The organism is Flavobacterium nitrogenifigens, assembly GCF_003254565.1.
In the GTDB taxonomy this organism is placed as follows: domain Bacteria; phylum Bacteroidota; class Bacteroidia; order Flavobacteriales; family Flavobacteriaceae; genus Flavobacterium; species Flavobacterium nitrogenifigens.
The window spans coordinates 41,658-52,950 of sequence record NZ_QJRI01000158.1 but is presented as its reverse complement, the minus strand read 5'-3'; the positions used below and the strand labels follow the sequence as shown (position 1 = coordinate 52,950).

Here is an 11,293-nt window from a genome sequence, read left to right as displayed (position 1 = left end):
AACTAACTAACTAACTAACTAACTAACTAACTAACTAACTAACTAACTAACTAACTAACTAACTAAAAAGAGAGTTTAATGATTTCTCCTTTAAATAAACAAACCTCTCTCAATAACTCTGTTACCGCCGGCCAAAACACGAGCAGAGAAAAAATCTAAAGCTAGCCGGCAAACGGCTTAAACAAGAAACAATATAAAATAAAAAAAACAGCCCGAAGGCTGTCTTAATTTTTATGCTATATTAATATAAACATCTGATTTTCTGCAAATGTTAGAGGCAATAATTAACCACCAACACATCTGATACATTACCAAGATTTCGACTAATACTCTCTGTTTTATTCTTCTAAAAATTGTAGTAAGTATATTTTGAAGATTATTATTTTCATAAACTTTAAACTTTAATTTTTATAAAACAATTAAAAAGCCCTCAAATATTTAAATAATTGAGGGCATATAGTTAATCTATTTAGTCTTATTTCTTTGTTCAAGATACAAACGCATCAGAAAAAATAAACTGGGCGGATACAATATCAACAAAAAACCAATATTGAACCTGGTCTTAAAAATGATATGTGCAATTGGAATAGCAATTAAGATTAAAAAAATTAACACGCCGTAGACTAAACCAAGTTTTGTTTTATAAATTGTCGGTTTTTCGTATCCAGTGCTTAAAGGAGGGGCACTATTTTGTGATTCAATTATATTTTTAAATTCTTTAAAAAACTTATTAAATAATCCTAAGTTTTCAATTGTATAAAAAATTAAGAACTTAAAATTTCCCCCTCTATTTCTTTTCAAACAAAATATTTTGTATCCAGAGCCATTTTCAAATGAATAGTACTTGATTTCAGAAAATAAAAAAACATATTTCCTTTTTCTAAAGATAATATTCTCCGACAAAATTTCAATTTTGTTTTTATCCTCTAAATTAATAGAAATATCAATGACCGTAATTCTCCTGAGCAAATAATATATTAAAAAGGAAACCAATGAAAAAAAACCGAGAAATAAAAATTCATTGTTAATTTTTCCTAAAATACCAAATTTTAATACTAATGCAAAAACTCCCAATACAATTACTAACGTTAAAGTAAGCCGAACAATTATAAGAAATGTAGTTGTTGCTTTAAATTTATATGTCGTCATTTCTCGAAATTAGATTTTAATATTACAGTATCTCCGCCTAAAGAGCTTTTAATGGAGTCTAGCGCACCGGTGGCATCTAATATACCATAAATTCCGAATCCTACTAATGCAACCGGATTAGAAATTGTTAGTGCCGCTAAACCTACAGCTATAGCAACATCCGCTACTTGACCAGCGGTTAAATCTTTTCCGTGCGTATAATCATAAACCACTTTACCGGTGGTAAGCACTGCACCCGCAACACCTAAGCCCCGTGCAAATTTATTCGCTCCCACAAGACCCGATTCAATTTTGGCTAATTTTGCCAGTGACGTTAAAGTATTTCTACTTTTTAAAGCAATCATTTCAGCTTCTGCTGCACTCTGCACCTGCGAAATAGAATATCCCACAAAACCTATTCCAAAATTGGCAACATCAAATAATGAAACATTTCCATCCATAAAACTTGCTTTCTGCATGTCATTTCCTGCTCCTCCTCCTGTGAAATTTCCTGTCATTCCCGAAAAAAGACTGGTCCCTCCACCATAAGAATAACTATTATGGTTAACTCCTCCAATTGTGACATTGGATAAATTAACAGCCCCTACGGTAATGTCAGGTGAACCGCCTACTCCAAACCAGGTTTGGGATTTTGCATCATAAATCCATGATCCGAATTCGTCTTTATATTCATATTCATCACGATAATTTGTACCAGCCGGAGGATCTGCAGAATTTCCGCTTAAATCCACATAGCTGGTCGGGTTATTAAATACATAAGCATATTGGTTAAAATTTTGAGTATTGGAAAGATCCTGTATATAATTATCAACCTGTAAAAATCTATGGAGCATTGGATCATATAACCTTGCATTTATATGAATAATTCCCACACTTTGCAAATGTTCGTGCCCTGTATATCCTCTGTCCAAAACAGTCAAGCCATTTAGTGCATTACCGCTTCCGTCCTGTACTTTTATTATATTACCCCATCCATCAAATAATCTTTTCTCTACTACAGCTGCATTAGCATCTGTAACTGCTAAAATACTGCCTTGATAGTCTCTGTGCAAATAAAGATAATTTTGCACTGTTCCATTACTTTTAACTGCAATCGGCGCAGTATATCCATCACCTCCGATATATGTGACAAATTCATACGAACCAGTTACTCTATTTTCTTTTATTTCCATACTGCCATCAGCAGAATAATGTTTACGAAGCACTCTAACTGCTTTATCTGTATCAAAGCTTCCGTAATACATCGAACTTCTTGTATTGCCGTCAGTATAGGTGAAATTTATTTTATCTACATTAATTTCTTCAATTTGAATAGGAGATTTAAAGGAGTTGTAGGTAACTGCAAGCTTTCTTAAAGTCGAAGAAGGATCACTGCTTTTACGAATCTCAACATCATCAAACCATACATTTCCTGTTCCCACATTGTCTGCTCTAAGGTTTAACGCCTTAATATTTGCTGGCACTGTTATCTCTTTTGTAATGTAAGTCCAAGTGTTTAAAGCTGTTGTGCTCACACTTAATGCTGCAGTATATGTACTCTGCCCGATTGTTTGATAAGTAAATATGGTAAGCTGTGCTTTAGGACTGTCACTATATACCCAACCTGAAAATGTGTATTTTGTATCAGCTACATTGTCTATAGGAATGTAAACGTTAGACTGTACATAATTAACTGTCTTGCCTACAGAGCTCACTTTTAGCGAATTTTTTCCCGAATGTGAAACAGTATTATCAAACGAAATCAATGTCGGATAGTAACCTCCTTTTGACCATCCTGTACGATCTTCCATACTGTCATTAAAAAGTCCTTCTCTATTCCCGTAATAGCCTGCAGCTTCAGCTGAAAGTGCAATACTGTTGTTTTGGTATTTTTTTGTGGAGTCATATCCATAAGCACCTAAATTGTTTGCTGCTATTTTCCCAGCAGCATCATAACTCTGCGTTTCTTCAATTCCTAATCTGTTGGTAAACGTTTTTAATCTATTTAATTCGTCATACTTAAAATTTTCGGTATAATTTCCAAAAACATTATTGGTTCTGCTATCCAAATTTCTCGTATTCTTATCAAAAGCACTTGTAAGAGTCATAATATTTGCTGTGGGAGCAGTTGTTTTGTCACATTGAATTTTAGATAAAAATCCGTTATTATCATATGTATAAGTATTTTTTATTCCATTACCAATAATCCCTTCAAGTATTTGACCCTTTGCATTCAAAGTATTTGCTTGCCATAGAACCTTATTATTAATATCTTTTATTTGATATAAAGTCCCATTTTTATAAACATTCTGAGTATAAACCGAACTGCTTTTACTTCCAATTTCTGCTAATTTAATCTCAGTAGCAACTCTACCTAAACCATCATATGTAAAAGATCTTGTAAATTTTGAAATACCAACTTTATTCTCTACAATACTTAATATTCTTTTATAAGTATTATCATAAGTAATTGCCGTTTCAATTTTTCTTGCTCCTGCAGGTTCATTTTTATCTTCATAAATAATAGTTGTCGGCAGTTTTGTATTATCATAAGTGTAATTGGTTTCACTGTTTGTCCCCCCTCCAATTATTGTTTTTTTTACAGCTCTGCCGTTAGAATCACGAGTTATAGTCGTAACTACATTACCATTTTGTGATTTTTCTTCGGTTAGTTCATCATAATCGTTATAGGCATATGTATAATCTCCATTTGAGGGGTCTTTAAATTTTGTTTTTCTCCCCCATCCATCTTGTTCAATATCTAATGAAATTCCATTATAACTTATCTGTTTTAGGTTTCCGTCTGCAAAATAGTTGTAAGTAATTTCACCTGCGGAAGTTTCACTAACTGAAACGGTATTTCCCACAGCGTCCTTTGTTATTACTTTACTTTTTAATCCTTCCGTGTTAGTAGTCACTAACTTATTATACACATTTGAAACTATTTTACCATTGAAAGAAATATTCTGTATAGGCCTGCTATAAATATCATATTGAGTTTCGTTCCATTGAGCAGGTGTTGTCCCAAAATAAGGCTCACTCTTTTTAGTTAGTCTGTCAAAAATATCATATACATAAGAAACATACGTAAATGAACCGTTTATATCCTTACTGCCTGTGCTGATTTTTCTGCCAAGATCATCAAATGTTTCTTGAAAAATATTTCCATCTAAAGGATCTTCTGTGGTAGTAACAATAGTTTTAGAAGCATTTTGTGCATAAGAGTAAGTGGTTGTAGTATTCAGCAGATTATTCTTTTGAGTTATTTTTTTCAACCATGAATCATATGTATATGAGAATGATTTATATGGTGTCGTCTCCTTCTTCATCAACCCGTTTTCAGTGTAATATTCATAGGTTGCGGTTAAATTGTCATTGTCAGTTATTTTGGTAATAAAACGTCCTGATGTATCATATTCAAATAACGTTGATCTTGATTGAACCGGCACTTGTGATGTAATTGTTTTTTTTGTAACATTACCATAGATATCGTAAATGCAGCTCTCGGATATTGTAGATGTACCAGTGGCACTCTTATCTGTATTTGATAGTAAATTATTCGAATTATAAGTATACGCCTCTGTACTAGTCATAGTATGATTATTTGCCGTAATACTAACCGTTTTATTTTTTGGTCTACCTACAATATATGGAGAAGCAACAAAATCATATCCTTTTGTTATTGTCATCGTCTTAGTTAATGCACTTCCTTTTTTTGTATATGTCTTAGATGATGTTATATTGTTGTAGGTATCATATTGGATTTCTGCAGTTTCATTATTAATATCTGTAACAGAATTAAAGTTTTTATAATTTAAAATTTTTAATTTATAAACCTTATTTGCCCGCAGAGGATCAACAGCAGTTTCATATGTGGTTAATTGTTTTGTTGTAAAATCTGAAGGACTTGCCGATCCATACGGATAATACATATAAGGAACTGTAAATTTTTCGATATTTGCTGCTCTAAGGTCAATATTGTTATTATAAACAGTAGAAAAAATAACCGATGAATCATCATGCCAGTCCGATTGACTAACGGAACGAAAACCAATAAACTCCCTTCGATCTAAACTTGAAACAGCTCCATAATATGCAAATAATCGTTTTTTATAGACAGATGAACTTTGCTTTTCGACTTTTGAAACCAGATATATATTCGAATTTATCGTAATATCCATATTAGGAAAATTAGAAATACCTGAACTTGGATTATAAATCGAATTATAGTTATTTTTAAAAGCAGAGTTTAAAGGAGTATAAGAGACACTCTCTGTTACTCCATTTCCTATCGTAACAGTTTTGATCAAATTATCTTTCAGATAATTTTTCTGAGAATTAAAAAAGTGTACTTTGTTTTTATTAATAAATGCTAATTCTAGAGTTGAAACAGCAAAATTATTATCTCGCGAACTACTTTCTGTAGGAGAAACAAATATTGGCAGTGCTCCAAAACTTAATGTACTTTGAATGCCTGTATTCGCAGAGACTGTAAAACCAGTACTTGTCGTAAAGTCACCATTATTATTGATAAAACACTTTACATTTACACTTCCAGCCACATTAGATGCTGTTGTAGAAGAACTTACAATTAAAGCCAGATCTGTCAATTTATCATTGTTGTAATTTAGTGTTATAAATTTAGCATCCGTGAAAGCAGCTTCTGCCGGAAATTGTATCCCCGTATAGTTTTTTGTTTCTTTTAAGTAAGAAATTCCTGTTGAAGTATATTTATACCATGTGGAGCCGGTGGGAGGAATACCCATAAAATCCGATTTTCCATCACCATTAAAATCCCCAAATAACAAAGGTCCTTCTAAAGTACTATCAGCAACACTGTTTTCATACAATAAAACTATATTATTTTGTTCATTAAGAGAATAAACTCTAAGTGTCCCTCGATAAAAAATGTAAAAATCAGATTTTCCGTCACCATTAAAATCGGCGACTTTTATATCTGTATCAGAATCGTCTGTTATATTAGCCGATAATTCGCCAGCATATTTCAAATAATCACTTGTGTTGTCTCTTTTCAAATCTATAAAATAAACTTTTCTTGATAGCAAATTTGAAGATCTAAGTTCACAAATACTAAGACTATAATCATCCAAAACACATTCTCCTTGGGATAATGGCAAGTCAAATGCGATAACATCAGTTAATCCATCACCGTTAAAATCACCAGAAATAATCTTTTTAGGGTAAATTTTATTAACTATATCTGAATTGCAGTTTGTGTAGCATTTTGTAATTATTGGAGTTGTAGGAAAATTAACAGTTCTAGTATATTGTGGTATTATTGTAGACATAGAAGTGCTCCAAACTGTAAAATCGAATCCTGTAGCTGTTTTCTTTGCAATAGTCCACCCCTGAGGCATCATTTTATTATTCCAGCTCAACCATGTAGTCGGAAAAATTTTTTCGAAGGCACCTACATTGTGTAATAAACCTAAACTTGTATTATTTCCAGATGTAATATCATTAAACAACCAATACTTGGCATTTTTATCATTACCCGTTTTTGGATATATGATACAGTCCATCTTCCCATCGTCATCAAAATCTCCTGATATTGCTGCGGCATTTGACGCTGTTATATTTCCAATATCTAAGCTGGCTCCAATTGGAGCATAAGTAATATTATCCGTTGTATTTTCATAAGTAAACACTGTAGGATTATAATTCTTTGAATTATCTCCATTTTTTTCAGTAATACTCGAAATACGATCCCCAGTAGTGTAGGAAATAAAATAGTTTCTATAGCCTGTTCCATTACTGATTACTTCTATTTTACTTAAAATATTGTTTCTTATAATTTTATATCCGTTCGCAATATAGTTTTCATTCTTCCTTTGGCTTGCAGTATATGTAAATCTAACTTCATTAATATGCGCTGTTAGCCCTCTGCTTCCATATCTTATAGTGGCTATGGAGAGATAACCACCTGTCGTATTATATGAATAATTAATTTTAACTCCTTGGGCATTTTCCCAGGAAACAATAGCCCATTCATATGCTGATTGTGCATCACTCTTGTTTCCATACATCGCTTTTGAGCCATCAGGATACTCTGCCATAAAGTAATACTGAATTTCTTCCCAAGGTTCAATCATGCCGTAAAGCATAGTAATTTTTACTTGTGAAAACTTTTCAAGCTCATAAACTGAATTATGAGTACCATAGGTACCCGATTTGAGCATCAAACGCTGTCCATCTAATGCAAATCTGTCTTGAGGCGTTAATTTGTAATTTTCTACATTCCCATCGTGAAATCTTGTCTTTGAAATTCTTTTAATTTTAGATATTCCTGCAATATCCCAGCCATTTGCAGCCATACCCTCTACCCCCTGACTATTGTAAGCAAGACTGACTCGAGGGACCACTTCATTAATACCTGGAGGAAGATTAATTGGAACTGCGTAATTAGCAGCACCTGTTAGAGATACGGAAAGCTTTCCAGCTGTCAGGCCAGCCTCTGTAGAGGAACCTGTAGGTGTTTGCGCTGAAATTATAATAGTAAATATAAAAAGTATAAGTGAAAGGTATTTTTTCTTCATAAGTGGTTACTGCTTGATTATCTTGATTGTTTCCTGATCTCCATTGCTATATATCAATATAACAATATAAACCCCTGTGGGATACCTGTTAAAAGATAAATTTTGATTGTTTATTGTTTTTATGTTAACATAGGAATCAAGAATTTGACCGTTTATATTATAAATTTGAATTGCCGACACGTACTTTTGATCGAAGATCTGCCATTTTAAGTATAATTCTTCTTTTACCGGATTTGGATAATAGGATATGACATCTTCGGGCGAAAACTTTTGAAGGTCATCGTCAGCTAATGTGTCGATATCCTTTAGTATTTGATTTGCAGATTTATTAGTGTTTGTACAATTGACTAAACACAATTCACGAATAGACTGATTACCAGAAACATCGTAATTAAAAGTTAACTTTTGAGCATTGATAAAGAACGGTACGCAAAAAAAAAGTGATAGTAATTTTATATTCATAATCTCGTCAATAAATTATTTAATCTTGGTTTAAAAAAGTAATATCTATATTTCCGACAGCAAATATAAATTGTAATTAAGAATTAGTATTACAAAAAATAAATTATTTTTATTTATTCTTAATAATGTTTTATAAAAGCTGTTTAACCTAACTATTCTGCTAATTAAATAGAAACTTAACAGTATTAAACACTCAAATAACAAGTAAACTGATAAAATTTTGGAGAGAGACATATTTTGGAAATCATTAAACAAGATTGTAACTATGCATTTTCGGAATATAGTTTTACCCCATATGATATAAGTATCGGCGGTTTTGAAATAAATTCAAAAGGAATGAAATTTTATCTAAAAAAAAAGTCTCAAACTAAGAAAGAGATTATTCTATTATGTTTGCCTATAAAGAAGCTTTTACTATTTCCGAAAAGAGATTTTTGTTAGACAATACTGCGTGAAGAAAAATTAGGAGAATTTAAATCGTAGTTTTTGAAATTAAAGAACGTAAAGGAAAATACCGTCTGGCTGTGAAAAGCTCATTTATATTTACATCACAGTTCGAATTATACCGCACTCTTTTCCCAACTCCACACTCGCCGGCCAAAACCAAAATAAAACAATCTTAAAAGAGAAAACAATCTAACTAACTAACTAACTAACTAACTAACTAACTAACTAACTTTTAAACAGTCTATCCATTTAAACAAATTAGCTAACCTGAATCAATTTTAGCATCGCAGGCCAAAATCGCAATTAAAAAAAACTTTAGAAAGAAAGAAAGAAAGAAAGAAAGAAAGAAATAAACAGACAGCCAGCCAGTCCAGTGAGTGTCAGACCCCTTGAAAAAATGCGCAGTAATACCCCAAAAAATCCCGAGACGTTCCCCCGCATCCCTTGACAGGACAGGGATTTTTGCCTAATTTTGCCCTATGAACCATGAAGAGATAAAACGCTATTTTGAGCATAATCCCCCGCCCAAGGAAGTAAGATTGACTCCTTGGGCCAATATCACAGATACCCAGGTGTTTCTAAGGAGCTGCTATTCCACCATCAGAAACTTCAGCGGCCCTGTGGAGAGATGCCCCGCCTTCTGGCACCTGAGGGATTTCTATCTTCTAATGAAAAAAGCGCAGCAGCAGCCGGCTGCAACAGAAGAGAATCCGATAGGGGAAGAAAATATCACCCAGCAGAACAGCAGCCCGCAGACAGACCAATAGCCGTCATCATCTAAAGTCCGGCCGGTCAAAAGGCTGCTTTGCGGCCAATCGGGACAGAATCCGGCAATATGGAGCAATCCATCCGGGCAGAATTGCAGATATCCATGAAAGAGCGCTTACAGCGGATGCCGTATTGGAACATTGTTTGAATTAAAAATTAGACCGACAGCGTATACTTGGATTAAAGCGCAAAAACATTGATGTCCTGCCCTACTAGCCCCGATTGCTTCGCCAGTTCGCTTTCGATCGGGTAAAACGCATAGCGGGAAAAAGCTTCCGAAAAACAATATAATACACAATCTAAAGAGCCAGACAACAACAACAACAACAACAACAACAACAACAACAACAACATTTCAAGTGAATAAAATACTAAACAATCTAATAAGCCATTTGGCAGAGAACCCAAGGAAACTTTTCCTTATTGACTCTTTAGGGGCAGTTTTGACAGCATTTTTCCTGTTTACAATAATGCGGCACTTTAATGAATATTTTGGAATTCCAAAAACTGCATTGGCTTACCTTGCGGTAATAGCAGTTTGTTTCTGTTTTTATTCGAGTGCCTGTTTTTTGTTTTTAAAAAGACGCTGGGCACTTTTCATAAGCCTTATCGGCTTTGCAAACCTGCTTTATTGCGTGCTGGCAATCGGACTGCTGATTAAATACTGCCATTTGCTGACAATAATTGGGACGGCCTATTTTTTGATTGAAATAGTAATTATCTGCGGACTTAGTTATATCGAACTCAATGCGGCAAAAAGAAATAAAAAAAAAGCAGCTGACAACTAAACTGCTCGCAGGAAAGCACTTCTTGCAGCCGCTGCAGCGGATTTTTGCAATTGGTTTAATAGAAAATCAGCGCAGTATCTGGGATGATCTACCTGGTCGCCTCGCCTGTACCCTGTAGGAACAAGGATTAAAGATAAAAGTTTTCTCAACGGCTAAGAAATTAGTATTTAAAAACTAAAAGCCGAAACATAAAAAATGAATTTAGCCCGGATTGCTTCACCGGTTCGCTGCTGCTCGGGATGGAAAAATGGCTCAACCGGTATCATAAGGAGAAAATAAACGGCTGACAATGGGAAATGAGACGCCGGTCTTATTATTCTAAAAGAAGTCCATAAATTACTGCATCTAAAATAAAAACTCTATTGCAGAAGCCGGCAGCCTATCATATTTATGAACCTCAGGCATCTGATGGCTAAAAAAGTAAACATAAACACTCGCAAATAGCATTCCATTGGGCACCCTACATTATCTCAGGTGCCGCAGCCTTAAATGTCAAGGGACAAAAGTGGATTCTTATACCGCTAAATGTATCCAAAAATAGTTTTATTGTAGCCAAAACTAACAATGTAGTTAAAAGTGATAAGGTCTAATATATGCATTTGTCTTTTGAGATAATTCGCATTTAATCAGTTAAAGCAATCGTCTGTTTTGCTACAAGATCCAAAATGAATTGTGTATTGCAGCATTTTGCATATCAGTTATTTAGAAATAACAATATCAATCCTTTCGATGCGAAAAACCTGATTTGAAGCAATAGAAACATCACTCCGTCATGAAGCCGTAATGGCTTTGACCATATTTGAATGCAGCATCAATGCTGCAGTTTATAGAAATATAATATAGGGCAAAGACAAAAATTTTTGTTGTTTATTTCTTTGGGACATGCAGCTTTACATGTTTATTGAAAAAAAAATATTTTCAAATTGCGCACTGTATAATTATACTCTAAATGTGCAAAGATTCTCTATGAATTCGGCTTATATAAAATATTCTCGAACATCCTCTTGATATAAGTAAGCTGGTTTTAACTTGTCATTTATTTTAAAGTTAATGTTTTTGTTTTAAAATAAAAACTGGACTGAGCCAGAAAACAGTTTTCTTCTGTAAATGGCATAATTGATTCTGGATTGCTGTCTGCAACAC

5 protein-coding genes are annotated in these 11,293 nt (G+C 33.6%); 2 read left to right on the top strand and 3 right to left on the bottom strand.

Features of this window, described 5'->3' with window-relative positions:
* Positions 1-465: 465 nt before the first annotated feature.
* Genes DM397_RS02775 through DM397_RS02765 form a run of 3 tightly spaced genes read right to left on the bottom strand, consistent with a single transcriptional unit; the run spans position 466 to position 8,147 of the window.
* Complete coding sequence (locus tag DM397_RS02775) at positions 466-1,149, bottom strand: hypothetical protein (RefSeq protein WP_111376084.1); 684 nt, start codon at positions 1,147-1,149, stop codon at positions 466-468.
* On the bottom strand, positions 1,146-7,685 hold the full coding sequence (locus tag DM397_RS02770; protein WP_111376083.1) for an RHS repeat domain-containing protein: 6,540 nt from the start codon (positions 7,683-7,685) through the stop codon (positions 1,146-1,148). Before DM397_RS02770 ends, DM397_RS02775 begins: the two co-directional genes overlap by 4 nt.
* Positions 7,686-7,691: 6 nt before the next feature.
* On the bottom strand, positions 7,692-8,147 hold the full coding sequence (locus DM397_RS02765; protein WP_111376082.1) for a T9SS type A sorting domain-containing protein: 456 nt from the start codon (positions 8,145-8,147) through the stop codon (positions 7,692-7,694).
* Positions 8,148-9,073: 926 nt separating this feature from the next.
* On the opposite strand from DM397_RS02765, the gene DM397_RS02760 reads away from it, so the two are divergent.
* Both DM397_RS02760 and DM397_RS02755 read left to right on the top strand, forming a co-directional pair.
* Entirely contained in the window at positions 9,074-9,361 is a 288-nt protein-coding gene (locus DM397_RS02760; protein ID WP_111376081.1) for a DUF6965 family protein, read from the top strand.
* Positions 9,362-9,721: 360 nt separating this feature from the next.
* Positions 9,722-10,150: a hypothetical protein gene (locus tag DM397_RS02755; protein ID WP_204251867.1), complete on the top strand. Its 429-nt coding sequence runs from the start codon at positions 9,722-9,724 to the stop codon at positions 10,148-10,150.
* Positions 10,151-11,293 lie beyond the last annotated feature (1,143 nt).